Raw genomic sequence first — 26,473 nt, forward strand, 5'->3', positions numbered from 1 at the left:
GATCCATCCGATGCTTTCTTCTTGAATGAGAGCATCGGTCAGAACGGACCCAGCGGGCCGCGCCAGCGAAAACCGGATCCACTTTTCACTGGCGTGGCCCTTCGGGTCGCTGACGCGGCCCTCTGGGTCCGTCCGAGGCTCTAGACTTGTCCGGCCGAGATCGTACCTCCGACAGCCGGTATCTTGCGAGGCAACGTGCCGTCATTGGCCTGTTCGTCCGAGAACCAGGCAATCGTCGCTCTCAAGCCAGTATCCAGCGCTGTGCGTGGCGACCATCCGAGGAGTTTCTTGGCCAGGGATATGTCGGGACGCCGGCGGCGCGGATCATCGACCGGCAAAGGCCGCGTGACAACGCGGGATGAAGAGCCGGTCATGGCGAGAACCTTCTCGGCCAGATCACCCACGGTGAGCTCGACCGGGTTGCCGAGGTTGACCGCACCCGGGAACGGGCCGTCATAGGCCATCAGGCGCAAGAAACCATCGACGAGGTCGGACACGTAGCAGAACGACCGTGTCTGGCTTCCGTCCCCGTAGACCGTGATCTCTTCGCCTGCAAGAGCCTGGCAGATGTAGTTGGACACGACGCGGCCGTCGTCGGCACGCATGCGCGGGCCATAGGTATTGAAGATCCGCGCCACGCGAACGTCGGCCCTTCCTGCACGGTCGAAGTCGAAGGTCAGCGTCTCGGCAGCGCGCTTGCCTTCGTCATAACATGCGCGCGGCCCGGTCGGATTGACGTTGCCCCAATAGCTCTCCGTCTGCGGGTGCACTTCCGGATCGCCATAGATTTCGCTGGTCGAAGCTAGAAAGAAGCGGGCACCTGTCGCCTCAGCGAACGTGAGAAGATTGTGCGTGCCCACGACGCTCGTCAGCATCGTGTGCTCCGGATCGGCTTGATAATGCGGAGGGGAGGCTGCACAGGCAAGATTGAAGACCTGATCGACCTTCAGCCGCTTCGACCGCAGCCGGGTCGGCAGAGGCTTGATGATATCGCTGTCGATGACATCGAAGCGCGGCTCCCGCTCCAAATGGCGGATATTCTGCTTTCGACCCGTTTGAAAATTGTCGAGGACGGTCACATGAGCGCCTTCGCTGAGAAGAGCATCGCAGAGGTGCGATCCAAGGAATCCGGCCCCACCGGCTACGAGAACATGCTTACTTGTGCCATTCTTCATGAGAACGCTCCTTCTCAGACCTTCAGAGGGTCTCAAGGTACAAACCTACTCTGCCCCAACCGCAAAGCCTGGCATTTGTTCAATGCCTCGCTTGAATCTATTCATAGCATCAGGACTCAACTGCCAAAGCGAGCGGCCGTTCCTGACGTCGGTGCCGAAGGGCTTCGAAAAGATCCCGCTCCATCGATGCGGCACGGTGAGCCGATGTATGCTCTTCGAGAATGCGGAGCCGTGCTCGGCTTCCCAGGTCCCTTCTCCTGTCGTCGGGCCAAGTAGCGAGAACCGTGAGAACATCGTCAGACTGGCGCGCCAGTACGATCTCCTGATCAGGTTCGAGAAGCGTCTCGATTCCGTCCCACATGTCGGAGATGATCGGCGTTCCACAGGCTGCGGCCTCGAACAGGCGAACGCTCGGGCTGTACCCTGCCCTGATCATGTCGGCCCGGGTCACGTTGAGAGTATAGCGGCTCCGCGCATAAAAGGCCGGGTGGCCGCTCGGAGGCACATGATCGATGCGCTCGACGTTTTCCGGCCAAGCGATGTCTGCCGGATATTGGGGGCCGGCAACGACGAAACGAAGATGAGGCGCTCGCAGGGCCGGCTCGATCAGGAGCCGCTCCAGGGTCGGCTGCCGGTCGGGACTGTAAGTCCCGAGATAGCTCAGATCCCAGCGCTTCTCCTCGTCAAGACTCGGATATGCTTCGGGATCGACCGAACAATAAAGCGCCCGAGCGGCGGGCGAACCGTAGTTCGCCATCAGCACGTCGAGCGTCGGCCCTCCGGTGAACGAGAAGTAGACGTCGTAGTCCGGGATCAGGCCGGGCGCGAGGTACTCGTAGTCGCCCCTCGCCAGTTTCGCGAGCGTCACGGGCGTGTCGATGTCATAGAATGCCACGACGCCCTGGGCTGTCTGTTGGACGTAGCGGCCGACCTCGACACCGTCCGGCACATAGGAGCCGACAATGACCGCATCGGCTTCCTTGATCGCTTCCTGGTATCGCTTGAGATCCTCCAGGCTGGAATAGAACTCCAGCCGGCAGAAGTCAGGATCCTTCAGATCGCGATGAGAGGCATACCACGGCACGTCGCGCTCCAGGAAAAGCACATCGTGATGCCGCGCCGCGAAAGCCCTCAACAGCGCGCGGAAGGTTGTCGCATGGCCGTTCCCCCATGAGGAGGACAGGCTCAATCCCAGGACAACGACGCGGAGCTTGGTCACGCCACGCTCCTCTCGCGCTTCCGAGAGACTTCCTGGCGCAGAATCGCATCCACCTCGGCGCCGCGGCGGGTATACGTGTGCTCAGCCATGATCCGCTCCCTCGCCGCGGCGCCGATCGCGCGGGCACGCTCGGGGTTAAGGGCCTCGACATGGTCAGCGACATCCCTGCCGTCGCGGGCCACCAGCACCTCCTCTCCTTCCTTCAGGAACAACTCCAGGCCGATCCAGGCATCCGTGATCAGGCACGCTCCGGCTCCCGCAGCCTCGAAAACGCGGGTTGCGGGTGAATATCCGGTGCTTGCCATCGAGTCTCGGGCAATGTTGAGAACCGCCAGCGGGCTTGTGTTGAAGGCGTTATGGTCGCGCGTGTAAACATGGCCGATGTGACGGACGTTCGACGGCATTCCCTTTGTTTCCCAGCCATTGCCGCCTATCAGGAACTGACGGTCCGGAAGCTGGGCGGCGGGCTCCAGAAAGAACTGCTCCACACGAGCCTCGCGATCGGGCAGACGATTGCCGAGGAAGGACAAATCTGCCCGAAAGCGATCATCCGCCGGGACGGGATGATGGGTCGACGGATCGCAGGCATTGTAGATCGGGATGCACTGGCGGGCGCCGAAGCTCTCATAGGCGTCAATCACCGGCGGACCGCCGCCATAGGTCAGCACAAGATCGAGAGCCGGCATTGCGCGATGCAGCGGATGATCGGGGCTTTCGCGCAGTTCAGCGAGGGTTGCAGGCGCGTCAACATCCCAGAAGATGCGGATCGCGTCGGGACGAGACGCTGCAACGATCCCTTCCAGCAACTCGCTGTCGAAAACACCGACGCCGGAAGCCTTGACCACGACATCGGCCTTTGCCGCCTCCGACACGACTCCACGCATGGCCTCGACCGTCGCAGGATAAACTTTCACCTCCGCCCAGTCCGGCGGCTCGATATCCCGATGCTTCTGGCGGTCGAACGCATCCGGCTCGTAGAACGTGATGCTGTAGCCCCGGCGGGCGAGGTCGCTCAGGAGACCACGATAATAGGTGGCGGCACCATTCCAATACGAGGACAGAAGGCTGGAGCCATAAAAGGCGATTTTCATGCGGACATCTCCATTGGCGACGCGGCGCCATGATCTGCGAGAAGAGAGAGGAGCTGTTCGGCGCGATGAGCACAGGAATGCCGGCTGCGAATGGCGTCGAGGCCATTCTCCACCAGCGACTTGCGCAGGTCCGGATCATGGAGAACCGCCTTCATATGGCGTTCCATCTGCGCCTCATTCTCGGCAACGAGGAAATCAGATCCGGGATTGAACAAGCCTTCGGAGTCGCTCCAGGGCGCGGAGATCAGCGGAATCCCGCAGGCAAGAGCCTCAAAGACGCGAATCGTCGGAATGCCGGGGAGCATCTCGACATAGAACCGCCGCGGTACGTGAACGGTCGCCACATGGCGCGCGAACACCTCGGGAGCCCGGGCGTTCGGCAGCCAGCTGCGATAGGTGACGCCATAGCGTGCCAGCATGCGCAGCGCCTCGTCAGGGTACCGCACGCCGTAGATATCGAGAGGAAGGCCGACCGCCCGGGCGGGGCGGAAGAGGAAGCTTTCGAGCTCCGCGCTTCGCTCGCCGTCACCCCAGTTGCCGATCCACACCAGGCCGTTCCGCTCCACGTCACGCGCAGGCGGGTGAAAGAGCCTTGTATCGGCAGCCTCGTGCCAGACATGGACCCGATCTCCCCAGCCCCAGCGTCGATAGACCTCCGCGAGAGTTTCCCCGAATGCGAGGACGCCGTCATAGCCGTCGAGATCGAACTGACGAATGGCATCGGGATCGCTGACGGCTCTGTGATGCGTATCATGGAACAGGAGCGTGAACCGGCCGCCCTGCCGGCGCACTTTTCCAATCGCTGCGACCAGCCATGGTTCGTTCCATTCATGAACGATCACCACGTCGGCATCGGCAAGGGCCTCCTCGATGTCCAGGTCCGGGTCGAAGACGTCCGAGGACAATTCAGGGTAGAGGCTGCGATAGGCATCGAGCCCTGCATCTCCATGATCCTTGAGGAGGTTCTCGAGGCTCCAGGCTCCCCGTGGCTCGTAGGCGGCGACAGCATGCCCTCTATGAACGAGTTCTCGCAGGACGCCGCGCAGGAAATGCGCGTTGCCATGGTTCCAGCACGAGGCGAGGGAATGGGTGAAATACACGAACTTCATGCAGCGGCTCCCTCAAGGGGGGATCTCGAGGGCTTCGGTTCCAGGAGGGAACGATACGCGCTCAGAACCCCGGCACTCATGGCCTCGATGGTGTAGGCGTCGGCGCGTGCTCGTGCAGCGCTCCCTAGGACGCGGCGGGTTTCCGGATCCCGGACAAGGCGTTCGGTTGCCTCGACAACGGCGCTCTCGTCGTCCGGATCGACGAACAGCGCGGCATCCTTCCACAATTCCCGGAACGTCGGTATGTCGGAAAGGATCAAGGCGCATCCCATCTGGGCGGCTTCCAGAACGGCAAGACCGAAGGGCTCATATCGCGCCAGCGAGATGAAGATCGGCTTGCCGCTCAGGTGCCGGGCAACCTCCATGTCGCTCAACTGGCCGAGCACTCTGGCATGGGCTGCCTGAGCTTTCGCGCCATTGGGTCCTTGAACCGATCCGGCGGCGAGAACCGGTATGGCGAGACGGGATGCAAGGCGGTCGACGCCTGCAAAGTTCTTACCCTCGTCCCAGAGGCGCCCAGCCGTGAAGACGAAATCGCCGTTGGGCCCGCTTGCCGAGACCGGCGCGGGTCGCCTGCCATTTCTCACGACACTCGGGACCTGGGAGAGTTCATAGGCCTTCGCCGTGGCGTGAGCGAATGCGAGGGTCGGCGCCAGGAGGCGGCCGGCAGACGCATAGCCTCTCTTGACGAGTTCGGTCCGCCATACGAATTCCTCCGGCAGGGAGCCGCCTTTCACAGCCTGCCACCAGGTCGCAACGCAAGAGTGACACACGGCCACGACAGGAATGTCGGAGTTCGCGCGAGCAGCCAGCGCCGGCGCGTTGAGATGAACGAGATCCGGGCGAAGGTCCGCGGCGAGACGGGCAATCGCTTCGCCGGCTTCCTCGACCTCATGCGGGGATTGGGCGGTCCAGTCCAGCGAGAGGCCCGTCATCACAAGGGTCGCACCCGAGGCTTGAGCCGCCGCCTGCTGATCGGCCGATGGAGGAGGCCCGAGCACGGCGATCGTGGTGCTGACATCGTGTGCCCGCAGACCATCGCTGAGATCGAGCGCGTATTGCCAGACCCCGCCGACCGCATCTGCTGTCATCAGGACATGCAGACCTGCTCCACCGTCAGGCCATGCCATGGCGTCTCTCGTTGTCACGCAACCCGCAGGCAACATGGGTCCTCATGACAGAGCCTCGGCATTCTGAACGGAGGAAGGCAGAGAATTCGAGCGCGCGAGCCCATTCTCATCCTGCAGCCACGCCGCGAGAGCAGCCACCCCCGTGAGCCAGGAAATCGGTTTTTTCAGGCCGAGATCGCGCGTGGCGAGGCGGGTGTCCGACACGTAGTAGCGCTGGTCGCCGGCACGCCATTCAGCGTAGATCGTCTCGACCGAACGACCGATGACATCCTCGATGTGGGTGATGAGCTGACGCAGGCTGATCGCGTTTGCCGGGCCTCCGCCGAGATTGAAAGCCCGCCCCTGAACCGTATCGATCCGCTTCCACGCCGAGGCGTATGCGGCAACCGCATCGGAAACATCGAGCACGTCGCGAACCTGGCAGCCGTCGCCGTAGATCGTGATGGGTTCGCCTTTGAGAGCGCGGATCAGGAAATGGGCGACCCATCCCTGGTCCTCCGTTCCCATCTGCCGCTGCCCGTAGATGCAGCTCATGCGCATGACGCAGGTCGGAATTCCGAAGGAGCGCGCGTAGTCCAGCACATACTGATCCGCCGCTCCCTTCGAGCAACCGTACGGCGTATGGAAGTCGAGAGCTCTGCTTTCGCCGATTCCCGCATTCCGGACTGCGGGGCTGCGCGGCTTGTAGGCGTCGTTCGTCTTCTCCAGCTCCACATCGGCAAGGTCGCCATAGACCTTGTTCGTCGAGGCGAAGATCAGAGGAACACGATCGCCGCGCTGCCTGAGGGCATCGAGCACATTCAAGGTTCCGCGGATGTTGATCTCGAAGTCAGCGCGAGGGTCCGTCAGGCTGGTCGTCACGGCAACCTGGGCCGCCATGTGGAACACGGCCTGAGCATCGCGTGTCGCCTCGGCAACGGATGTCTCGTCGCGGATGTCGCCGATCACGCTTGAGATCCTGCTCGGGTGCCGCTTCTTGAGCCATTCGAGATTACGTTCGACGCCGGGCCGAGCCAAAGCGTCGTAGATCAGAACATCGTGCCCCTCAGTGGCGAAATGGTCGGCAAGATTGGATCCAATAAAGCCGGCGCCGCCTGTCACCAGAATGGGACGGCGGCGAAGGACGGCCGGTGCGGCAGCCGATGCGTCTGATGCTTTCATGCCACGAGGCCCCGGGCTTCAAGCTCCTTGCGAGCTTCATTGACGAGATCCTTGGCTTCCTGCTTGGCGACCCATTCGGCGAGCTCCGCCAGGCCCTCGGCGAAGTCTTTTCGGGGCGCGTAGCCAAGTTCCTGCTGGATCCGACTGATATCGGCGATGCAGTGGCGGATATCGCCGATACGCGCCTTGCCGGCAATCTCCGGCGCCATCGGCCGGTTCATTGCTTCGGACAGAAGCTGCGCGACTTCGGAGACGGTACGATCCTGTCCGCTTCCGACATTGTAGACGCCGCCAGGCGCCCTCTCATGCTCCAGGGCCAGAACGAAGGCCTGCGCCACGTCTTCCACGTGAACGAAGTCCCGGCGCTGCTGACCGTCCTCGAAGATCATCGGAGGCTGGCCGTTGTGGAGCCGCGACGCAAAGATGGCGAGAACCCCCGTATAGGGGTTGGACAGGGCCTGCCCAGGCCCATAGGCATTCCAGAGCCGGAGAGCCACGCCTTCCATCCCGTAGGCCGGACACAGGGTCAGCGTCAGGCGCTCCTGGACATATTTCGACAGCGCGTAAACCGACGCCAGGGCCGGCTTCTTCCATTCGGGTGTCGGCACCGGGATGAGAGGCCGCCCCTGCTCATCCAGAGGATCCCACGGATCGTTCTCGCCTGCACGCGGCTTGCGGACGACATCCTCATGGATTCGGCCATCGACGTCGCGATAGAGACCTTCGCCATAGATGCTCATGGAAGACGCGACCACGACCCGCTTCACCGGATTGTCGATGAGCTGCTGGAACAGCACGGCCGTGCCGTAATCGTTCACGGAGACATAACGGTCGACCGCATACATGCTCTGACCGACGCCAACCTCGGCCGCAAGATGGACGACCTTCGTTACGCCCTTGAGCGCCCGCAGGAGCGCCGCCTCGTCACGGACGTCTCCGACAACGACCTCCACGTCCGGATCGAGCCCGTCGGCCTGGGTTCTGTCGCCATGGACCTGCTCGATGAGGCTGTCGAGCACACGAACCTCGTGACCACGGTCAAGGCACGCCCGCGCAACGTATCGTCCGATGAAACCTGCACCACCGGTAATAAGGATCGTATCCGTCACGAGATGTCTCCAGATTTGTTCCTGGTCTGAGCGCCAATGGATCGGGCAGGAGACGACTGCCCAGTCCCAAGCTGGAGATGCGACGCAGAGCCGACGCATGGTCCAGTCCGAGAGCAGGCATTGCAGCAGGCCTCGCCAATGGCGGGCTGCGCCACATATCCCCTTCAGAAGCTTGAGATTGCGTTCAACAAACTCCGAGGGATCATCTTTGTTCCTTCCCTCAGGGCAGTAGTTTGGGCGCGCAGCCGTGAAGACAAGAGTCACAGACGCGGTTTCCGGACGGAACAAGGAACCTTCTTCAAACGTTGGAGGCCAAGCTTAGGAGAAGGCCCAGGTCGGATGCCTGCGGCCGCATATATGCTTTTGCCTGACAAGACAGCATCCGGCCGGCCATACATGGGAGATCCGTCATGAGTTCGAGGAAGGTCCGCGTCGGCATCGTGGGCGTCGGCAACTGCGCCTCGTCCTTCGTGCAGGGACTCTCCTACTACAAGGATGCGATCGGCAACGAGCCCGTGCCCGGCCTGATGAACGTGGAGCTCGGCGGATATCATATCAGAGACGTCGAAGTGTCTGCTGCCTTCGACGTCAATGCCTCGAAGGTCGGCCGCGACGTATCCGAGGCCATTTTCGCAGAGCCGAACAATACCCAGCGCTTCGCGTCCGTTCCACAGAGCGGGATCATCGTCAATCGAGGCAGGACGCTGGACGGGCTCGGCAAATATTTGCGCGAGACGATCGAAGAATCCTCTCACGACGAAGCCGACGTCACTGCGATCCTGCGTGAGTCCAAGACCGATGTTCTCGTGTCCTACTTGCCCGTGGGCTCGCAGAAGGCCACCGAGTGGTACGCTGAGCGGGCGCTCGAAGCAGGGTGCGCCTTCGTGAACTGCATCCCGGTCTTCATCGCCTCGAACCCCGAATGGCGCAAACGGTTCGAGGAACGCGGCCTCCCCATCATTGGCGACGACATCAAGAGCCAGGTCGGCGCCACCATCGTCCATCGCGTGCTCGCCAATCTGTTCCGGGAGCGTGGGGTGCGTCTCGACCGCACCTATCAGCTCAATTTCGGCGGCAACACCGACTTCCAGAACATGCTGGAGCGCGAGCGTCTCGAGTCGAAGAAAATCTCGAAGACGCAGGCCGTCTCGAGCCAGCTCGACGTTCCGCTCCCGGCAGGCGACATCCATGTGGGGCCGAGCGATCACGTGCCATGGCTCACCGACCGGAAATGGGCTTACATCCGTCTCGAGGGAACCACCTTCGGCGGCGTTCCGCTCAACATGGAGGTGAAGCTCGAGGTCTGGGACTCTCCGAACTCTGCCGGCATCGTGATCGACGCCGTGCGCTGCGCAAAGCTTGCCATGGACCGTGAGATCGGGGGCGCTCTCACGGGCCCGTCGAGCTACTTCATGAAGTCTCCGCCGCAGCAATTCACCGACAACGAGGCGCGCGACAGAACCCTCCGCTTCATCAGCGGCGATGGCGATTAGGGCGCGGGAGGATCGCGGTGACCACCACGTTCTTCCTCGTCCGCCATGCCGCCCATGATCGGGTCGGCACCATCCTGTGCGGGCGCATGCCGAATGTGAAGCTCGGCCCGGTCGGGAAAGGCCAGGCCGAGCGCTTGGCGGAGTGCTTGGCGGGGCGTCTTGCGAGGGACGATGTGGCCTGCATCTGCGCAAGCCCCCTCGAGAGAGCTCTGGAAACGGCCCAGCCCGTCGCGGCGAGCCTTGGACAGAGGCTTCACGTTCGTGACGCCATCACCGAAATCGATTACGGTCGCTGGACCGGCATGAGCTTCGATGCGCTGGGACAGGATCCGCTCTGGTTGTCCTGGAACCGCTCGCGCAGCACCAGCCGCCCTCCTGATGGAGAGACGATGCTGGAAGCGCAAGCGCGCATTGTCGGCGTCATGGAACAACTGCGCAGCCTTCATGCAGGCCGGGCGGTCGTTCTCGTGAGCCATGGCGATGTGATCAAGGCCGCCCTCCTCTACCACCTCGGCATGCCGATCGACGCCTATGACCGGATCGACGTGGAACCCGCTTCGATCTCCACTCTGGTCGTGGGCGACTGGGGCTCCAAGGTTCTACGCCTGAACGAGGTGGCAGGCCCATGAAATTCGTCGTCTTCGGTCTGACCATTTCGTCATCCTGGGGCAACGGCCACGCGACCCTGTGGCGCGGCCTGTGCCGAGCGCTCGCGAAGCGAGGGCACAGGGTCGTGTTCTTCGAGAAGGACGTGCCCTATTACGGCGCGAATCGGGACTTCGTCGAGATCCCGGGCGGTGATCTCATCCTTTATCAGGAATGGAACGACGTTCGCCGTCGGGCCGAGGAAGAAGTGAGAGATGCGGACGTCGCCATGGTCACGTCCTACTGCCCGGACGGAATCGTCGCCGGGACTCTCGTGCTGGCGAGCGCGCGCGCAACCCGCGTATTCTATGATCTCGACACGCCGGTGACATTCTCGCGTCTCGATGCGGGCGAGCCGATCAGCTACATCGGTCCACAGGGGCTCGCGGGCTTCGACTTGGTCCTGAGCTATACCGGAGGCCGGGCTCTCCAGAGGTTGAAGACGGAACTCGGCGCACAACGTGTCGCGCCGCTTTACGGCCATGTGGATCCGGACGTGCACCGTCCCGTGCTACGGGTCCAGCATTACGGTTCGGATCTGTCCTATCTCGGCACCTATGCGGCGGACCGCCAGGACGCGCTGCAACGTCTGTTCATCGATCCGGCTGCCCGCCGCCCGGACCGGCGCTTCCTGATCGGAGGGGCACAGTATCCCGACGACTTCCCCTGGCAGCCCAACATCCATTTCGTGCGGCACCTTCCCCCGCCGGAACATCCGGCCTTCTTCTCGTCCTCGCGCCTCACGCTCAACATCACCCGGCAGGCCATGGCCGAGATGGGCTGGTGTCCATCCGGGCGGCTCTTCGAGGCCGCGGCCTGCGGGGCGCCCATTCTGTCGGACACCTGGGAGGGGCTCGACAGCTTCTTCCAGCCAGGCAAGGAGATCCTGATTGTCGCGGATATGGAGGATACGGTCGCGGCCCTCGACCTCACGGACGCCGAACTGGGCCGAATAGCCAAGGCCGGGCGGGACAGGGTGCTCGAAGAGCATACGTCGGAGCACAGGGCACGAGAACTTGAGATCCTGCTCGGCGGCGCCACATCCCTTTCGCGCTCGACCGGCGGCCCGGCCGCCATGATGGAGGCGTGAACATGTGGGGAATCGTACCCGCGGCCGGGACCGGCAGCCGCATCCAGCCCCTGGCGTTCTCGAAGGAGCTTCTGCCCGTCGGAAGCCGGCTCGACAATGGCATCGAGCGCCCCTGCGCCGTGAGCGAGTACCTCGTCGAGCGCATGATCCATGGTGGAGCGAACAAGATCTGCTTCGTGATTTCTCCGGGCAAATCCGACATCATGGAATATTATGGCGCAAGCTATGGCAGCGCTTCCATGGCCTATGTGGTTCAACCGCAGGCCAGTGGGTTGTGCGATGCAATCTTCCAGGCCGCGCCGCTCATTCCCTTGGACGAAAGCGTGATCGTCGGCCTGCCCGATACGGTCTGGTTTCCCGAGAAGGCCCTGGCGGAACTGCCGGACGACGTTCTCTCGTTTCTGCTGTTTCCCGTCGACAATCCCGACGTTTTCGATGCGGTCATCCTGGACGAGGAGAAGCGCGTCCGGGAAATCCAGGTGAAGCGGAGCGACGCCGGGTCGCGCTGGATCTGGGGGGCTTTCAAGATGTCCGGGCACATTCTGAAAGCCCTGCACGAGCTCTGGATTTCACGCGACCGCCAGGATGAGTATTTCGGCACGCTGGTGAATGCCTATCTGGCTCAAGGAGGCGAGGCTATCGGCGTGCAGGCCGGTGAATCCTATGTCGATGTGGGGACCCTGCACGGATATCGGGCCGCCATCGGCTTGCTGAGCGAGGCTGCCCAGCACGACACAATAACCGGCGCCCGGGTGGCCCTGGGCTGGCCGGCGGGTCGCCTGCCTCGGGGGCTTCACGACTTGAACAGGGAGTAGTCGCTACGATGAATGCCATCGATCCCACGCCGCCGGACGAAATCCGCCGGAAAGCCGAAGCGCTCGGGCCATGGTTTCACAATATCGAGCTGAAGGGTGGCGTCTGGACCGCTCCTGACCACTTCCTCGGCAATTATCCAGCCGTGAAATGGCGGCAATTCGCCGACGCGATCCCGCAGGATCTCTCCGGCAGAACCGTGCTCGACATCGGCTGCAACGGCGGCTTCTACTCCATGGAGATGAAGAAGCGGGGCGCGGAGCGCGTCCTCGGCATCGATTTCGACGAAACCTATCTCGCCCAGGCCCGGTTCGCCGCCCAGACCATGGGCCACGACATCGAGTTCCGGAAGCTTTCGGTCTACGATCTTGGCCAGCTCGAAGAGCGTTTCGACGTGGTGCTCTTCATGGGCGTGCTTTATCATCTGCGCCACCCGCTGCTGGCCCTCGACCTGATCCACGAGCACGTCGCCAGGGATCTTCTGGTGTTTCAGTCCATGCAGCGTGGGTCCGCGGAGGTCATGCCGGTCGCGGAGAACTACACCTTCTGGCAGACGGATCACTTCGATGATCCGCGCTACCCGAAGATGCACTTCATCGAGCATCGCTATGCCGATGATCCGACCAACTGGTGGGCCCCGAACGCCGCCTGCGTCGAAGCCATGCTCCGCAGCGCCGGATTCGAGATCGTCCAGCACCCCGAAACTGAAGTTTACATCTGCCGCCGTGTCGACGCTCCGCCCGGTGCGGGCGCCGTCTATCCGGCCCAAGGGAGACAAGCATGATCGAAGCCGCGATGATCTGGAACGAGCCCAACAACAAGTCCCACTGGGATCCGGAGATCGACCCGGATTGGAAGCTCTTCTCCGAGATGGCGATCGTTGCGGGTCAGGCGATCAGGGCCGAAAACCCCAACCTGCCCCGCGTGCTCGGCGGCATCTCGCCCATCGACCCCGGCTTCATCAAGAAGCTGGAAGGCCATGGCGCCCTCGATGAGATCGATGTCGTGGCCGTGCACGGATTCCCGCTCGATTGGAACCTGTGGCAGATCCACGATTGGCCCGCGAAGATCGACGAGGTCCGCGCCGTGACGGACAAGCCCATCTGGGTGAGCGAGGTCGGAATCTCGACCTTCGGCGCCGAGGAGGTCCAGGCCTGGGGCTTGAACCGGACGGCGGAACTCCTGATCGGCAAGGTGCCGAAGATTCATTGGTACAGCCTCTACGATCTTCCCCGCGCCTGGGAAGCAACGACCCGCCATAGGGAAGCCGAAGGCTCGTCATACTACCGGCACTTCTACATGGGTCTCCTGCGCGAAGACGGCACGCCGAAGCCGGCTCTCGAGGAATTCGCGAAATACACGCCGCAGATGGGCCTGTGCCAGTGGTTCCATTATGAGGACCATCGCCTCGACGAGGCGGTGACGTGGATGAAGCGGCTCGGCGTGAAATACCTGCGCACGGGCCTGTCCTGGGCGGACAGCTTCCGCCCGAACGCGCTCCAATGGTTCGACCGTCAGATGGAGGCGCTGGCGGATTTCGACGTCACCGTGACCTTCTGCTTCACGCCCGAGCACCGCGGGATCGCTCCGCATCACACCAGCGCACCGCAGGTCAAGGAGGAGTTCGCGGAGTTCTGCGCCAGCATGATCCGCCGCTATGCGCCGTCGGGACAGGCTGCTTCGCCGGGCAAGGTGTTGGAAGTTCTCTGACGCACGATGCGTCTCAGAATGTCGACACCCGTCACGTCATGGCCGGGCTTGTCCCGGCCATCCCGATCCGACGGGACCCGGCGTTCCGGAGGTTCGGGATCACCGGCACAAGGGCCGGTGACGACCACGAGGGGATGACGGTGCACCGCTTCGTGCGATGGCCGTCAACGCCCATAAATCGAGTCGAGTACTCTCGCGACCCCTACCAAGTGCTCTGCAGCCGGATCGAACCGCTCGCCCGCGGCCAGGCGGGATGCCCAATCGGCAGCAGCGCGTCCACCCCACTCGTCGGGCGGCACGGCCAATGTCTCTCGGGATGTCCCGCGGTAGCGCTCCGCCGTGAAGTCGTAGAACGATCCGTTCACATTGCGCAGCGAAAGGCCTCCTTGCGTTCCATAGAACGTGGCGGAGATCATCGCGTCGCATCCGGCCTGGAGCCGCCAGGAGCAGGCGAGCTGCACAACGGCGCCCGTTTCAAGCGTCACCGTCGCGACGGCATAATCCTCGACCTGGGACGCGGGATCCTGCAGCGGCGCGCCGCCGGCGAAGAGCTTGCCGGTCACGCCCGCGACGCCGGGGCTGTTGAGGGTCCACAAGGCGAGATCGACCAGATGGACGCCGAGATCCATCACGCAGCCGCCGCCTGACAGAACGGGATCGTAGAACCATGGCTTGTCGGGGCCGTAAGCGTTGTGGAACACGAGATCGACGGCATAGATAGGTCCCAGCTCACCCGTGCCGATGACCTCGCGGATGCGGCGCATGCCCTCCGTGAACCGGTAGGAGAGATCGACGCCCAACAGCCGATCGGATCGGCGCGCGGCATCGATCACGGCCTGCACCTCCGCGGCCGTGCGTCCGAGCGGCTTCTGGCAGAACACGGCGACGCCGCGCTCCAGCGCCCTGATCGATTGTTCGGCATGCATGGCGCTCGGTGTCGCGATGACGACGCCGTCGACGCCGAGATCGAGAATCTCGTCGAGGGTCGCAACCTGTTGCGCCCCGGGGGTGGACTTGCCGGCCTCGGCGGCCATCTCCGGGGATGGATCCGCGATGGCCGCGACGTCGACGGCGCCGGTGCCGAGGATGGCCTGCATGCGGTGCCGCCCGATCCAGCCGACGCCGAGGAAGCCGACACGCGGACGCGCAGGCGCAGCTTCAGAACCCGTCTCGAGTACAGCCTGTTGCACCATCAATACGTCACCAGGGCCTTGAGAAAACCGTCCGGCCGATCGCGCGTGGCATCGAGCGCCTCGCCGAGTCGGTCTAGGGGAAAGCTGTGGGTGTACAGGGAGCTCGGGTCGAGACGCCCCGACGCGATCGCATCCACCGCCTCGCGCATTCCATGCACATAGACCTTGGGATCGCGCTCATGAGCGTTGATCACGTCGATGCCGCGCCAGTTCCAGAGCCACATATTGACCTGCCGCGGCCCGTCCTGATGGTATCCGGCCACGATGAGCTTGCCCCGCTCGCGCGTCAGCTCGCCGGCAAGATCGAGCGGCCATTGCTTGCCCACCGCCTCGATCACACGATCGCAGAATGTGCCGCCGGTCAGCTCCTTGACCCGTTCGATGATCGCATGATGGTCCTCCATCGCGATCGTCTCGGCTGCGCCCATGCGGCGGGCGAGATCGAGCGAATATGGCCGCCTCGAAATGGCGATGACACGCGCGCCGGCGTCGGAGGCGAGCTTGGTGAGCAGGGCGCCGAGAAAGCCGATCCCGATGATCGCGATGGTCTGTCCTGCCTCGATCTCGCTGCGCCGGAAGATGTTCATGGCGCATCCGAGCGGCTCGCCCGGGAAGGGCTGACCCGCGAGAGCGTCCGGCAGGCGAACGATCGCATCGGCCTCGGCCAGATCGTATTCGGCATAGGATCGATAGGAGAGCGCCACGACCCGGTCGCCGACAGAGAAGCCCTCGATGCCTGCGCCGACCGCGTCGACGAAGCCCCAGGCTTCATGCCCGAGCGCGCCCGGCTCGGTGGGGTACTGCATCCATTCCGGTCCTGCCCACGGCGTCAGGTTGGAGGCGCACACGCCGCACCCTTCCAGGCGCAGACGCACCTGACCGGGTCCCGGCTCCGGACGGGGGACCTCGCGGATCTCGATCTGCCCAGGCCCGGTCAAGACGGCCGCCCGCATGGTGTGCCCGGACACCGCGGGCCCATCCTTCCCATCGGCGGGAAAGCCGGAAATGTCGCTGCTCGCGCCGCTCTCGTTCAGCAAGTTTGTGCCTCCACCCTACAGCCCGAGCAACTAGGCACGGGCCAGGAGACGTCAAGCCAGGAGACGTCAAGCCAGGAGACGTCAAGCCAGGAGACGTCAAGCCAGGAGACGTCAAGCCAGGAGACGTCAAGCCAGGAGACGTCAAGGCTTGGCTATTGGGGCAGGCCGCCGGCGGGGCATGAAGACTGTGGCGCTTCAGCCGGCGCTCTGGGCGCTGACTTCGGCGACGTATCTCGTGCGCGCTGCGCTGTCGGGCTGGAGGCCCTGTTCCCGACACCATCGTGCAAAGGCGTCAGGCTCGAGCGTGACCCGCATGATCTGAAGACCGGCCTGGCGACCGACATTCTCGTTGTTCTCGGCCGCCGCCAGCCAGGCATCGTAGGTGGGTGCGAGGTTGTGCGGATCGATGATCATCTCACGGATGCGGGAGTAATCCTCGCGGGTGTACCAGGGCAGTCCGATCCGACGGGACGGCGCATCCGTCATTCGTTCGTCTCCATCCAACCGGCACCGGGCCCGACCGATCGCCGGGCTCGGCGCCGCAGCTTTCCTTCAGCTCAGCAAGTAGAACACCGCAGGGGCCGCCGTCAGCAGTCCTGCCGTCGTGAACAGCATGAGACGATGGTCGGGATTGGCGATGCGGTGGACCTTCCGCGCCGTGGTGCCGGCTTCCATGCTCCAGCCGTTCATGCAGGAGCAGAGAAGGCGATGGGAGGCTCCCTCGGACAGCTCGAAGAATTCCATGGCATCCCCGAGCGTGTCGCCCTTCAGGCCAGCCGCCCGCAGGACCGGATCCTCGAAAGCCACCGTGATGGGGGATTCGTCGGATCTCAGCTCGGGCCGCTTGTCCTTGGGAACGAACTCGATCTCGCCGAGAGACCGCAGGCGCCGTTTCGGCTGGCGCTCCAACACTTCGGCCCAACGCTCGAGGCGTTCGCGCCGTGACAGGAAACCTTGGCTCAACTCATGCACTTCAGCGACGCTACGCAGCTTCTCTACAGGCTTGTGTTCCATAGGTATTCTCCTGCAAGGGAGCCGACCCTCGAAACCAGGGCCGAGCCCAGGGGATCCTATGATCGCGTGAGTCCCTGGCTTTTTTGCGTCAAACGGGCGCATCGTACGGAAAGAAGACCCGTTTTTCCGCTGCCGACGATCCCGTTTTTCAACCGGGAGGCATCGGGCCGGACCCGGCGTCCGAGCGGCTGCCGAGCCCGACGCCGAGGCGTCAGAAGAGCGTTTCGTGCGGGTGGGCAACGTGTTCCTGGAAGATCGCGCCGGTGGCCGGCTCCACCTCCTTCAGGACGACCGCATAGCCCCACAGATTGGCCACCATCTGGAGGACGCGCTGGGCATCGTCCTTGTGCAGCAGGGTGCGGTTGAGCACGTGATGGTGCAGGATCAGGCGCCGGTCGCCGGCGAGGTCCACGTCCACCACCTGGATGTCGGGATCGCTCCACCCGACGTCGTAGTGGCGCGACAGGGAGCGCCGCAGGCGCCGGTAACCGCGCTCGTCGTGGATCGCCTCGATCATGAGCTCCGGGCGGTCCGGATCGTCGACGAGGTGGAACATGCGCCACCGCCGGATCAGATGCGGGCTCAGGAACTGCGAGATGAAGCTCTCGTCCCGGTAGTTCGCCCACACGTCACGCAGCACCGCCATGGCGTCGCCGCCGCCGGCGATGTCGGGGAACCAGTCCCGGTCCTCCGCCGTCGGCTCCGTGCAGATGCGCTCGATGTCCTGCATCATGCCGAAGCCGAGCGCGTACGGGTTGATGCCGCCGTAATGCGGATCGTCGAATTCCGGCTGCCGCGTGACGTTGGTGTGCGACTGCAGGAACTCCAGGAAGGCGCCGTCGCTGATCTGCCCGGTCTCGTGCAGCCGGATCATGATGCGGTAATGGCAATAGGTGGCGCAGCCCTCGTTCATCACCTTGGTCTGGCGCTGCGGATAGAAGTACTGGGCGATCTGGCGCACGATGCGCAGGATCTCGCGCTGCCAGGGCTGCAGGCGCGGTGCCGACTTTTCCAGGAAGTAGAGGAGGTTCTCCTGCGGCAGTTCGAGAAGGGCGCGGCGGCGCTCCTCGCTCAGCTGGGGCTTCGCGGCGGCGCCTTTCGTGGGCACCGTGCGCCACAGGTCGTTGAAGGTCTGCTCCTGATGCAGCTGGCGCTCGCGCTCCCGCCGCTCCTCCGAGCGCAGGTCGGGGCGCTTCTTGCGCGGGTAGCGATGAACCCCATGCGACATCAGCGCATGGGCGGCATCGAGGACGCGCTCTACGGCCGCGTGCCCGTAGCGTTCCTCGCAGCGCGTGATGTAGCCCTTGGCGAATTCGAGATAATCGAGAATCCCGTCCGCGTCGGTCCATTCCTTGAACAGGTAGTTGTTCTTGAAGAAGTGGTTGTGGCCGAAGGCCGCGTGAGCGATGACGAGGGTCTGCATCGTCGCCGAGTTCTCCTCCATGATGTAGGAGATGCACGGATTCGAATTGATGACGATCTCGTAGGCCAGCCCCATGAGGCCCTGGCGATAGCTCGATTCATGCAGGGCGAAGCGCTTCCCAAAGGACCAGTGCTTGTAGAACAGGGGCATGCCGATGGACGCATACGCATCGAGCATCTGCTCGGCGGTGATCACCTCGATCTGGTTGGGATAGACGTCGAGCCCCAATTCGCCGACCCCGATGGCTTCGACGGCGTCATGGATGCGCTGGATGGTCCCAAAGTCCCAATCCGCCCCATGAAAGAGCAGGTTGTCGCGCTCGAGTATGCTCATGGCACCTTCGCTCCAGCATCCGCGTCCCGCCGGCGGAAGAGTTCGCGGAAGACGGGGTAGATCTCGCGACGGTGGTTCACCTTGCGCATGGCGAGGTTGGCCCCCTGCTCCTGGAGCGTCTCGTAGGTCTGCCACAGGGAGGTCTTGTGGTTGATGAATCCGGTCTGCATGCGGTCGCTGTCGCTGCCGACCTCGAGATAGGCATAGTACTGGCACACGGGCAGGATCACGTCGCGCAGCATGGCCGCGCTGGTGGTGCCGTCGTTCGGGGAATTGTCGCCGTCTGAGGCCTGGGCCGCGTAGATGTTCCACGCGTCCGGCGAGTAGCGCTCCTCGACGATCCGCTGCATCTCGCGCAAGGCCGAGGATACCACCGTTCCGCCGGTCTCGGGGCTGTTGAAGAAGGTTTCCTCGTCCACCTCCTTGGCCTCGTGAGTGTGGCGGATGAAGACGATCTCCACGTGCTTGTAGCGCCGCGTCAGGAAGATGTAGAGCAGCATGTAGAAGCGCTTCGCCAGATCCTTCATGTGCTCGGTCATGGAGCCGGACACGTCCATGAGACAGAACATCACGGCCTGCGCCACGGGCTTGGCCACGGGTTCGAAGCGGCGATAGCGCAGATCGATCGGATCGATGTAGGGAAAGCGCCGGCTGCGCAGCTGAAGCAGCTCCAGCTCCTGGCGCAGGGCGGTCAGGCGCTCGGACGGCCCCTCGCGCTCCTCCAGCCGGTCGATTTCCTCCTGGAGACGGAGCAGATCCTGGGATTTCGGCCGCCGCATGGCGATGCGGCGCGACAGGGCATTGCGCATGGAGCGCAGCAAGGCGAGGTTCACGGGCGACCCGGTGACCGTGTAGCCGGCCCGTCGCATCCCCTGCGTCTCCACGGTGGCGACCCGCCTCTTGGCGAGGTCGGGCAGTTCCAGGTCATCGAGGAACAGGTCGAGGAACTCGTCGCGGGTCAGGACGAAGCGGAAATCGTCCTCGCCTTCGCCGTTGTCGCCCCCGGCCGCGCTTCCGCCCCCGCCGGGCGGGCGTTCGATGGTATCCCCTTCCACGAAGCGCTTGTTGCCCGGAAGGATGTGGTCATGCACGCCGCCCTCGCCGGACCGCCGGAAGCTGGGCTCGCGAACACCATCGGCCGGGATCGAGACCTCCCCTCCCCGCTCGAGATCGGTGATGTCCCGATCGCCTGCGGTCTGGCGTACGGCCCGCTGGATCTGCGCCTTGGCTCGGCGAAGAAAACGTTGGCGGTTGGCCAGACTCTTGCCCCCTGGGTTGAGGCGCCGGTCGATGATGTACATAGGATCGCCTGATCTGCCTCCGTCTTCTGTCAGCCCGCCTGCTTCACACGCATGTACCATTCCACGAGACGCCGCACCTGGCGCTCGGTGTAGCCGCGGTCCATCATACGCGCCACGAACTCGCCGTGCTTCTTTTCGGTCTCGCTGTCCTTCTTGGACCCGAAGCTGATCACGGGGAGCAACTCCTCGACCTGCGAGAACATGCGGCGCTCGATGACGTCGCGGATCTTCTCGTAGCTGGTCCAGGACGGGTTGCGGCCATGGTTTCCGGCCCGGGCCCGGAGCGAGAACTTCACGACCTCGTTGCGGAAGTCCTTCGGATTTGCGATGCCGGCCGGCTTCTCGATCTTGGTCAGCTCCTGGTTGAGGAGCTCCCGGTTGAGGAGCTGTCCGGTATCGGGGTCCTTGAAGTCCTGATCCTCGATCCATGCATCGGCATAGGCCACGTAACGGTCGAACAGGTTCTGGCCGTAATCATGATAGGATTCGAGATAGGCCTTCTGGATCTCGTGGCCGATGAAATCGGCGTAGCGCGGCGCCAGCTCGGCCTTGATGAACTCCAGATAGCGTCGCTCCACGTCCTGGGGCAGCTGCTCGCGCCTCAGGGACTGCTCGAGCACGTACATGAGATGGACCGGATCGGCCGCGACCTCGATGGTGTCGTGGTTGAAGGTGGCCGACAGGACCTTGAAGGCGAAGCGGGTCGAGATGCCGTCCATGCCCTCGTCGACACCGGCCGAGTCCCGGTACTCCTGCAGGCTTCTCGCGCGGGGGTCGACCTCGCGCAGGCTCTCGCCGTCATAGACCCGCATCTTGGAATAGAAGTTCGAGTTCTCGTGCGCCCGCAGGCGCGAGAGGACCGAGAACCGTGCCAGCATCTCCAGCGTGGCGGGAGCGCAGGGCGCGCCGGCCAGCTCCGAGGTGCGGATCAGCTTGTCGTAGATCTTCTGCTCCTCCGTGACCCGCAGGCAATACGGCACCTTGATCACGTAGATGCGGTCGATGAAGGCCTCGTTGTTCTTGTTCGTTCGGAAGGTCTGCCATTCCGCCTCGTTGGAATGGGCCAGGATGATGCCGCTGAACGGGATGGACCCGATATTCTCGGTGCCGACATAATTCCCCTCCTGCGTGGCCGTCAGCAGGGGGTGCAGCATCTTGATCGGCGCCTTGAACATCTCGACGAATTCGAGGATGCCCTGATTGGCGCGGTTGAGACCGCCGGAATAGCTGTAGGCGTCGGGATCGGCCTGGGACAGGGTCTCCAGCTTGCGGATGTCGACCTTGCCGACGAGGGACGAGATGTCCTGGTTGTTCTCGTCGCCCGGCTCCGTCTTGGCGATGGCGATCTGCCTCATGCGGGACGGGTTGATCTTGACCACGCGGAACTTGGAGATGTCGCCCTTGAACTCGTCGAGGCGCTTGATGGCCCAGGGGCTGAGCAGATTGGTCAGGCGCCGCTGGGGGATGCCGTAACGCTCTTCCAGCATGGGACCCATCTGCTCCGGGTCGAAGAGCCCGAGCGGACTTTCGAAGACCGGGCTGATCTCGTCGCCTGCCTTGAGGACATAGATGGGATTGACCTCCATCAGGGATTTCAGGCGTTCGGCCAGGGAGGACTTGCCGCCGCCGACGGGTCCGAGCAGGTAGAGGATCTGCTTGCGCTCCTCCAGGCCTTGAGCGGCGTGGCGGAAGAAGCTCACGATCATCTCGATCGTCTCTTCCATGCCGTAGAACTCGGAGAAGGCCGGATACACCCGGATCGTGCGGTTCATGAAGATGCGGCCGAGGCGTGCATCCTTTGACGTATCGACAAGCTGGGGCTCGCCGATCGCCGCCAGGATGCGCTCGGGAGCGCTCGCATACATCATGGGATCGTTGCGGCACCCTTCCAGGTAGTCCGCCAGGGACATCTCCGCCTCGCGGCGGGTCTCATAGGTCTTCAAGAAACTCGAGAACAGGTCGTCGGAATGAAGCATGGCGCCACCGAAATCCAATCCCTCTCAGAGACAACTATTGTGCACCGCTAAGGTTGCCCAGACCATGCGATACTATGATGCGGCCAAGATGATGCGGCGTACTCCTTTTGTCATGGCGGAGAAAAAGGCAGGTCGCGACAGGCTCGATTGTGTTCGGGTCGACCCGTGCGCCCTGAAAATATGCCCGCCCTCAGCAGCTAGCCTCGCGGATTGCGGGCGGGACAGCAAGTTAAAGTTTCTCGATGCCCCCTGAAATCCACTGTGCCGCATTGCCGCCGCCGGCAGCTGGCTGGCACCTCTCCGCAAGCCATCGCAGGACCTTAGGAGAGAGTGGGAATGCCGGTCCGCAAATACCAGGAGCCGGCGAGTCAATTGAACGTGACCATGTGAAAAACTCCACATTCAGTGATGCCGGATCCAGACTGAACTTCCCTTGAACAAAGCGCATGCCGAGCCGTTGACGGCGGACCGATCGCGCCTATGGTCTTGGGTGCCCAGAAGGCCCGGCAGGATCCCTCCCAGGGCGAGCGGATCTGCACACTCAAGCCTTTCCCAACCGGAGAACACTCCCGTGATCAAAGCTTTCGGCTACGCCGCCCAGGATGCGTCCGCACCGCTTTCCCCCTTCCGTTTCGAGCGCCGCGAGCCCCGCGAAAGCGATGTCCAGATCGAGATCCTCTATTGCGGCGTCTGCCACTCCGATCTGCACACCGCGCGGGCGGAATGGGGTGGCACTCTCTATCCCTGTGTGCCAGGCCACGAGATCGTCGGCCGCGTCACGCACGTCGGACCGGGCGTTCAGAAGTTCAAGGAAGGCGATCTCGTCGGCGTCGGCTGCATGGTCGATTCCTGCCGCACCTGCCGGAGCTGCCGCGAGGGCTTGGAGCAGTATTGCGAGGTCGGGTTCACCGGCACCTATAACGGCCCCGAGCAGGGCACCGGTGCCAACACCTATGGCGGCTATTCCGACACCGTCGTGGTCGACGAAAGCTTCGTCCTGAAGGTGCCCGACGGAATGGACCTGGCCGCGGCGGCGCCGCTTCTGTGCGCTGGCATCACCACCTATTCGCCCCTGCGCCGCTGGCGCGTGCAGCCGGGGCACAAGGTGGGCGTGGTCGGCCTCGGCGGCCTCGGGCACATGGCCGTCAAGCTGGCACGGGCCATGGGGGCGCATGTGGTGCTGTTCACCACCTCGCCCAACAAGCGGGAGGACGCCCTCAAGCTCGGCGCCCACGAGGTCGTCGTGTCGCGGGATCCGGAGGCCATGAAGGCGCACCTGAACAGCTTCGACTTCATCCTCGACACCGTGGCGGCGCCGCACGATCTCGACGCCTATCTCGTCCTGCTCGCCCGCGACGGCGCCATGGTTCTGGTGGGCGCTCCGGCCGAGCCGCATCCGGCCACGACCGTGTTCAACCTGATCATGAAGCGGCGTCAGCTGGCCGGCTCCCTGATCGGCGGCATCGCCGAAACGCAGGAGATGCTCGATTTTTGCGCCCAGCACGGCATCACGTCCGAAATCGAGATCATTCCGATCCAGAAGATCAACGAGGCCTATGAGCGGATGCTCAGGAGCGACGTGAAATACCGCTTCGTGATCGACATGGCGTCGCTGAAGCAGGACGCGGCGGCGGCTTGAGCCCGGACGGGCCGTTCGATGCTGGTCTACGGGGACGTCGAGACGGAGGAGACGGTGGGGGCCCGGCAAGCCGCCATCGCCGACATCCTGACCAGGATGCAGGCCATGCCGCCCGGGATCGAGCGGCATGGCACTCTCGTGGCGGCCTTCATCGCGACCAGCGAACTCGTTCAGGGAATGATCGACGCGCAGTTCCACGACCATGGCCGTGACGTGCCGTCCGCGGTCCACGGGAAAGGCATGGAATGCCTCTCGATCCTTGCCCGCAGCATCGCGGGATCCTGGTGGAACGGGTTTCAGGGAAACGGCCCCGCCTCGACCTTCCTCGCGACGCTTCTCAGCTTCGATCCATCCCGGAGGATCCGCGTCAAGCAGGCGGAGGGCTATGCCTTCTACGCCCTCTATCCGGAAAGCTATCTGGAAGCCGCCAGGGCTTCGGGTCTGGATGCGAGGACTCAGGTCATCGGGATCCGCAGCATCGGCGCCGGTCTGAGCGCCCTCGTGGCCGCCGCCATCGACGCCCCGCCCCCGGTCACCCTTCGCCCGGTCGGCCATCCGTTCCGGCGCGAGGTGGCGGTGGATCCGGCTCTCGCCGCAAAGCTGACGGCGGAGCGGGACAGGGCCTTCGCCATCGTCGACGAAGGGCCCGGCCTGTCCGGAAGCTCGTTCGGGGCGGTCGCCGACTGGCTGGAGGCGGCCGGTGTCCCGCGCGAGCGGATTGTCTTCTTTCCGAGTCATCACGGTCCGCTCGGCCCCCAGGCCAGCGCCTCTCACCAGGAGCGGTGGAGCCGAGCGGAACGGCATGTGCGCGCCATGGACGATCTTCTGCTCGGCGGTTCACCCGCCCACCACCTTTCCGTCTGGGTGCGAGACCTGGTCGGCTCCCGGGACGGGCCGCTCGAGGACCTGTCAGGCGGAGCTTGGCGATCGCGCCGCTACGGCGACGAGGCGAGCTGGCCAGCCTCCAATGTCCAGCAGGAGCGACGGAAGTTCCTGGCCCGGAGCAACGGCATCCCGTGGCTGGTGAAGTTTGCGGGTCTCGGGGAGACGGGCGCCAGGAAACTCCGGATGGCCCGGCTCCTGCACGAGGCCGGATTTGCGCCGGAGGTCGCAGGCTACCGCCACGGCTTTCTCGTGCAACGCTGGCACGAGGATGCACCGAGCCTCGATCAGGTCCCGGTTGATCGCACCCGGCTGGTCGATCACCTCGGGGCCTATCTGGGATTTCGCAACCGCCATTGCCCTGCGGACGGGCAGCCCGGGGCATCGTTGGACGAGTTGCGGCGCATGGCGGTCTACAATACCGGGCAGGCCCTGGGAGACGCCGCAGCCTCGCGCCTGGAGCGATCCCTGCCGGACCCGGGGCACCTCGAGCGAAGGGTGCGCCGGGTCTGGTCCGACAACCGCATGCCTCCGTGGAAATGGCTGGTCTGCGGCGACCGCCTCCTCAAGACGGACGCGCTCGACCACAGCGCCGCCCACGACCTGATCGGGCATCAGGACATCGGCTGGGACATTGCCGGAGCGATCGTCGAGTTCGGCCTCACGGAGGAGGAAGCCGCCCGGCTTCGCGCCGTGGTCGAGCGGGAGGGCGGCCATCCGGTGCCGGCCGAACTGCCGGCGTTCCTGCTCGTCTGCTACTGCGCCTTCCAGCTGGGCGCCCACCTCATGGCGGCGAGCGCGCTTGGCGGCGAGGAAGCGATCCGCCTGCGCAAGGCCGCCGGCCGCTACGGCCGCCTTCTGCGGCAGCCCGATGCCGTGTCGCGCTCCCAGGAACAAGGGAAAGTTCCCATCCGTTAACGGCCAAGTCACACGCTTGCAATGATGGACCTTCGGGCCCGTCGGATCGGTCCTTGCATGTTTTCCGGCACATGGCGGCTCTTGAAAGTGGCGTTCGCGGGCTGGTGGGGCGACCGCGCCATGAGCCTGGGCGCCTCCATCGCGTTCTTCACCGTCTTCTCCCTGGCCCCCATGCTGCTCGCGGCCATTGCCGTTGCCGGGCTGGCCTTCGGACGGGAGGCGGCCCAGGGGGCCATCGTGGCCGAACTCGGCGGCCTGATCGGAACCAACGAGGCATCCGCCCTCGAGGCCATGATCGCGAGCGCCAGCAATGTGGGGTCGGGCATCATCGGCACCACGGTCGGGATCGTGACCTTTCTCCTCCTGGTCACCGGGGCGGTCGTCGAACTCCAGGACGATCTCAACATCATCTGGAAGGCGAAGCCGCCCGCGAGCTACGGCGTCCTGGACTTCGTCCGGACCCGGCTCGTCAGCTTCGCCCTGGTGCTGGGGATCGGCTTTCTTCTGCTCGTGTCGCTTGTCGTCGATACGGGTCTGACGGCCGTCGGACACTATCTGGAGGCTCATTTCTCGGGAGCCACGGTGATCCTGCGGCTCCTGAACAGCCTGGTGGCCTTCGCGGTCGCCACGCTCCTGTTCGCCATGATCTTCAAGCTCCTCCCGAACGTGGACCTGCGCTGGAGCGATGTCTGGACCGGCTCTCTGGTGACGGCCCTGCTCTTCACCCTCGGCAAGTTTCTGATCGGCTATTACCTCGGCAAGAGCAACGTCGCGTCGAGCTACGGGGCGGCCGCCTCCATCATCACAATTCTGCTCTGGATCTATTATTCGTCCCTGATCCTGCTCTTCGGCGCCGAATTCACCAAGGCCTATGCCGAGAGCCGCGGCAGCAGGGGTCTCGGGCCCGTCTCGGAGCCCGAACGCGAAACGAGCCGGGAGGTCCCGGCTCGCTCTAGCGCATCGGACGGACCCAGAGGGCCGTCTTATCCGATGCGCCGGTTAAGAGAGGGAG

General features: G+C 64.0%; 23 protein-coding genes. 9 read left to right on the plus strand and 14 right to left on the minus strand.

What is annotated here, in order from left to right; genetic code table 11:
• Window positions 1–140: 140 nt before the first annotated feature.
• The 7 genes from NF876_RS34015 to NF876_RS34045 all read right to left on the minus strand — a co-directional run bounded on the left by NF876_RS34015 (window position 141) and on the right by NF876_RS34045 (window position 7,994).
• A complete protein-coding gene (locus NF876_RS34015) occupies window positions 141–1,175 on the minus strand; it encodes a UDP-glucuronic acid decarboxylase family protein (protein WP_262272545.1) in 1,035 nt (344 codons plus the stop codon).
• Window positions 1,176–1,284: 109 nt separating this feature from the next.
• A complete protein-coding gene (locus NF876_RS34020; protein ID WP_262272546.1) occupies window positions 1,285–2,394 on the minus strand; it encodes a CgeB family protein in 1,110 nt (369 codons plus the stop codon).
• Window positions 2,391–3,485, minus strand: coding sequence for a CgeB family protein (locus NF876_RS34025; RefSeq protein WP_262272547.1), 1,095 nt, complete (start codon window positions 3,483–3,485; stop codon window positions 2,391–2,393). Before NF876_RS34025 ends, NF876_RS34020 begins: the two co-directional genes overlap by 4 nt.
• Window positions 3,482–4,594, minus strand: a complete 1,113-nt coding sequence (locus NF876_RS34030; RefSeq protein ID WP_262272548.1) for a CgeB family protein — start codon at window positions 4,592–4,594, stop codon at window positions 3,482–3,484. The genes NF876_RS34025 and NF876_RS34030 overlap by 4 nt, the downstream gene beginning before the upstream one ends.
• On the minus strand, window positions 4,591–5,724 hold the full coding sequence (locus NF876_RS34035; protein ID WP_262272549.1) for a glycosyltransferase family 4 protein: 1,134 nt from the start codon (window positions 5,722–5,724) through the stop codon (window positions 4,591–4,593). The genes NF876_RS34030 and NF876_RS34035 overlap by 4 nt, the downstream gene beginning before the upstream one ends.
• Window positions 5,725–5,766: 42 nt before the next feature.
• A complete protein-coding gene (locus NF876_RS34040) occupies window positions 5,767–6,885 on the minus strand; it encodes an NAD-dependent epimerase/dehydratase family protein (RefSeq protein ID WP_262272550.1) in 1,119 nt (372 codons plus the stop codon).
• A complete protein-coding gene (locus NF876_RS34045) occupies window positions 6,882–7,994 on the minus strand; it encodes an NAD-dependent epimerase/dehydratase family protein (RefSeq protein ID WP_262272551.1) in 1,113 nt (370 codons plus the stop codon). Before NF876_RS34045 ends, NF876_RS34040 begins: the two co-directional genes overlap by 4 nt.
• Window positions 7,995–8,404: 410 nt before the next feature.
• On the opposite strand from NF876_RS34045, the gene NF876_RS34050 reads away from it, so the two are divergent.
• The 6 genes from NF876_RS34050 to NF876_RS34075 are packed head-to-tail and all read left to right on the plus strand — an operon-like array spanning window position 8,405 to window position 13,745.
• On the plus strand, window positions 8,405–9,487 hold the full coding sequence (locus NF876_RS34050) for an inositol-3-phosphate synthase (protein ID WP_262272552.1): 1,083 nt from the start codon (window positions 8,405–8,407) through the stop codon (window positions 9,485–9,487).
• A gap of 17 nt (window positions 9,488–9,504) precedes the next feature.
• Window positions 9,505–10,116, plus strand: a complete 612-nt coding sequence (locus NF876_RS34055; protein ID WP_262272553.1) for a histidine phosphatase family protein — start codon at window positions 9,505–9,507, stop codon at window positions 10,114–10,116.
• Window positions 10,113–11,222 carry a CgeB family protein gene (locus NF876_RS34060; RefSeq protein WP_262272554.1) on the plus strand — a complete coding sequence of 370 codons (1,110 nt, stop codon included), beginning with the start codon at window positions 10,113–10,115 and terminating at the stop codon, window positions 11,220–11,222. Before NF876_RS34055 ends, NF876_RS34060 begins: the two co-directional genes overlap by 4 nt.
• 2 nt (window positions 11,223–11,224) lie before the next feature.
• Window positions 11,225–12,037, plus strand: a complete 813-nt coding sequence (locus NF876_RS34065) for a sugar phosphate nucleotidyltransferase (protein ID WP_262272555.1) — start codon at window positions 11,225–11,227, stop codon at window positions 12,035–12,037.
• Between the two features lie 8 nt (window positions 12,038–12,045).
• A complete protein-coding gene (locus NF876_RS34070; protein WP_262272556.1) occupies window positions 12,046–12,819 on the plus strand; it encodes a TIGR04290 family methyltransferase in 774 nt (257 codons plus the stop codon).
• Window positions 12,816–13,745, plus strand: a complete 930-nt coding sequence (locus tag NF876_RS34075) for a glycoside hydrolase 5 family protein (protein WP_262272557.1) — start codon at window positions 12,816–12,818, stop codon at window positions 13,743–13,745. The genes NF876_RS34070 and NF876_RS34075 overlap by 4 nt, the downstream gene beginning before the upstream one ends.
• Window positions 13,746–13,909: 164 nt before the next feature.
• Here the strand turns inward: NF876_RS34075 and NF876_RS34080 are convergent, their stop codons facing one another.
• The 7 genes from NF876_RS34080 to NF876_RS34110 all read right to left on the minus strand — a co-directional run bounded on the left by NF876_RS34080 (window position 13,910) and on the right by NF876_RS34110 (window position 22,022).
• Entirely contained in the window at window positions 13,910–14,938 is a 1,029-nt protein-coding gene (locus tag NF876_RS34080) for a Gfo/Idh/MocA family protein (protein ID WP_262272558.1), read from the minus strand.
• Window positions 14,938–15,891 (minus strand): MDR/zinc-dependent alcohol dehydrogenase-like family protein, encoded by a 954-nt coding sequence (locus NF876_RS34085; RefSeq protein ID WP_262272567.1) that lies wholly within the window; start codon window positions 15,889–15,891, stop codon window positions 14,938–14,940. The genes NF876_RS34080 and NF876_RS34085 overlap by 1 nt, the downstream gene beginning before the upstream one ends.
• A gap of 279 nt (window positions 15,892–16,170) precedes the next feature.
• Window positions 16,171–16,461 carry a DUF8829 domain-containing protein gene (locus tag NF876_RS34090; RefSeq protein ID WP_262272559.1) on the minus strand — a complete coding sequence of 97 codons (291 nt, stop codon included), beginning with the start codon at window positions 16,459–16,461 and terminating at the stop codon, window positions 16,171–16,173.
• Between the two features lie 66 nt (window positions 16,462–16,527).
• Entirely contained in the window at window positions 16,528–16,989 is a 462-nt protein-coding gene (locus NF876_RS34095) for a hypothetical protein (protein WP_262272560.1), read from the minus strand.
• Between the two features lie 211 nt (window positions 16,990–17,200).
• Entirely contained in the window at window positions 17,201–18,745 is a 1,545-nt protein-coding gene (locus NF876_RS34100; protein WP_262272561.1) for a SpoVR family protein, read from the minus strand.
• Window positions 18,742–20,046: a YeaH/YhbH family protein gene (locus tag NF876_RS34105; RefSeq protein ID WP_262272562.1), complete on the minus strand. Its 1,305-nt coding sequence runs from the start codon at window positions 20,044–20,046 to the stop codon at window positions 18,742–18,744. The genes NF876_RS34100 and NF876_RS34105 overlap by 4 nt, the downstream gene beginning before the upstream one ends.
• A 29-nt stretch (window positions 20,047–20,075) precedes the next feature.
• Entirely contained in the window at window positions 20,076–22,022 is a 1,947-nt protein-coding gene (locus NF876_RS34110; RefSeq protein ID WP_262272563.1) for a PrkA family serine protein kinase, read from the minus strand.
• A 571-nt stretch (window positions 22,023–22,593) separates the two neighbouring features.
• On the opposite strand from NF876_RS34110, the gene NF876_RS34115 reads away from it, so the two are divergent.
• From NF876_RS34115 to NF876_RS34125, 3 genes are all read left to right on the plus strand, one after another.
• On the plus strand, window positions 22,594–23,661 hold the full coding sequence (locus tag NF876_RS34115; RefSeq protein WP_262272564.1) for an NAD(P)-dependent alcohol dehydrogenase: 1,068 nt from the start codon (window positions 22,594–22,596) through the stop codon (window positions 23,659–23,661).
• An 18-nt stretch (window positions 23,662–23,679) separates the two neighbouring features.
• A complete protein-coding gene (locus tag NF876_RS34120; RefSeq protein ID WP_262272565.1) occupies window positions 23,680–25,461 on the plus strand; it encodes a hypothetical protein in 1,782 nt (593 codons plus the stop codon).
• Between the two features lie 57 nt (window positions 25,462–25,518).
• Window positions 25,519–26,473 (plus strand): YihY/virulence factor BrkB family protein (locus tag NF876_RS34125; RefSeq protein WP_262272566.1); only part of this gene is annotated, 955 nt, incomplete at its 3' end.

Source organism: Microvirga yunnanensis (assembly GCF_025460875.1).